At 71.6% G+C, this 1,920-nt stretch carries 2 protein-coding genes; one reads left to right on the forward strand and one right to left on the reverse strand.

Translation table 11 applies throughout. The annotated features are described in order from the left end of the window. Positions 1 to 580: squalene/phytoene synthase family protein (locus HC022_RS25410; protein WP_167454241.1), on the forward strand; the 580-nt coding region annotated here is incomplete at its 5' end. Positions 581 to 617: 37 nt separating this feature from the next. On the opposite strand, the gene HC022_RS25415 is transcribed toward HC022_RS25410, so the two are convergent. Further along, positions 618 to 1,832 (reverse strand): MFS transporter, encoded by a 1,215-nt coding sequence (locus tag HC022_RS25415; protein ID WP_167454242.1) that lies wholly within the window; start codon positions 1,830 to 1,832, stop codon positions 618 to 620. Between the last annotated feature and the right edge of the window lie 88 nt (positions 1,833 to 1,920).

The following is a 1,920-nucleotide window of genomic DNA, read 5'->3' on the forward strand; positions in this document are numbered from 1 at the left end:
GCGCGACGCGCTGGACGAGATCCGCACCGGCGGGCAGGTGCGACGCCACGAGGTGGTGACGCCGCTTGCACGCGTGCTCGACGCCGAGGGTGCCGAGGCGCTCGACCGGCTGGTGGGTGCGCGGCGCTGGGACATCTACCGCGACGGCTTCGAGGACGAGGCGCATCTGGCGCGCTACCTCGAGGAAACGTCCGGCGGGCTGATGCTGGCCGCGGGCAGGGCGCTTGGGGGAATGCCGGCCGAGGTGGCGCGCGATGCGGGCTTTGCCGCGGGGCTGGCGCAGTTCCTGCGCGCGGTGCCCGAGCTCGAATCCCACGGCCGGGTGCCGCTGGTCGACGGCCGCCCCGAGGCGGTGGCAGCACTGGCGCGCGAGGGGCTGGCAAGGCTCGCCAGGGCCCGCAAGGGGCTGGGGGCCGTGCCGCGCCCGGCACGGTCGGCGCTGCTGGCAGGATGGCAGGCGGGACCGCTGCTACGGCAGGCGGCCGCCGAGCCCGGACGGGTGGCGGCGGGGGCGCTGGAGCTTTCGGAGTTCCGCCGCCGCGCTGGGCTGATGCTGGCCGCGATGACGGGCCGGATCTGAACGCCCCTCCGGGGGCCTTGACGACCCCGGTGGCGGGTTACTCCGCGGGTTGCTCCTCGGGGCGCAGGATCAGCCAGATCAGCGCGCCGCCGGCAAGCACCAGGAACGGCGCCATCGCCATGTTGACCGCGGTCCAGCCCTCTTGAGCGCTGCCGCCCGAGCAGTTCATCAGCCCGCCCGAGGCCAGCGAGGCCATGGTCACGCCGCCAAACACAATCAGGTCGTTCAGCCCCTGCATGCGGCCCCGCTCGTAGGGCGCGTGCGACGCGGCGAGCATCGTGGTCGCGCCGATGAAGCCGAAGTTCCAGCCGATCCCGAGCAGCACCAGCGCCAGGAAGAACTGTTCCAGCTCTACGCCGGTCAGCGCCACGCCGCCGGCGCAGGCGAGGATGAAGAGACCCAGTGCCACGATCTTCTCGACCCCGAAGCGGGCGATCAGGTGGCCGGTGAAGAAGGACGGCACGTACATCGCCAGCACGTGGGCGGTCACGACGTTGGCGGCGTCGCCGGTCTCGAACCCGCAGCCCACCACCGCCAGCGGCGTCGAGGTCATCACGAGGTTCATCAGCGCGTAGCTGACCATGGCGCAGATCACCGCCACCGCGATGCCCGGAGTGGTGATGAGCTCGCGGCGGCTGCGGCCGCGCGGCGCGTCCTCGGAGGGCACCGGCGGGCGCGGGATGTCGAGGAAGAGGAAGAGGAACGCGCCCACGAGGTTGATCGCGATCACAGCGGCATAGGTGCCGAGGAAGGGCACCACGAAGGCGTCGGCGGTGAGCTTCACCAGCTGCGGGCCGATGATCGCCGAGGCGAGCCCGCCCGCCATGACATAGGAGATCGCCTTGGGCCGGTAGGCGTCGGAGGCGGTGTCGGCGGCGGCGAAGCGGTAGAAGCCCTGCGCCGACATGTAGATGCCGGTGAGCAGGCTGCCCAGGAGGAACAGCGGGAACGACGCCGTGTAGAGCCCGAGTGCCCCGATCGCGCCCCCCAGCGCGCCCCCGGTGGTGCCGAGCGCAAAGCCCGCCCGGCGCCCGAAGCGCTGCATGAAGGCCGAGACCGGCGTGGCGGCGCACATCGAGCCCAGCACGATCATCGAGATCGGCAGCGTCGCGAAACACGGGTTCGAGGCCAGCGACTGGCCTGCCAGCCCGGCGATGGTGAAGATCATCGGCATCTGCGCGCCGAGAAGGGCCTGCGCCATCACCAGCACCACAACGTTGCGGCGGGCCCGGCTGTCCTGAACGTCTGTCATGGTTGCATGGGTAGGCGCAGAAACCGGGTAGAGCAAGAGGCCGCAGCTGTGCCAGATTGGCGCTGACCGGCAGCCTGCCGGACGACAT

The organism is Salipiger sp. HF18 (assembly GCF_011806505.1).
GTDB lineage: Bacteria > Pseudomonadota > Alphaproteobacteria > Rhodobacterales > Rhodobacteraceae > Salipiger > Salipiger thiooxidans.

Coding starts and splice junctions, on each gene's coding strand:
- HC022_RS25415 (WP_167454242.1), bottom strand. CDS start 1,832: ATGACAGACGTTCAGGACAGCCGGGCCCGCCGCAACGTTGTGGTGCTG.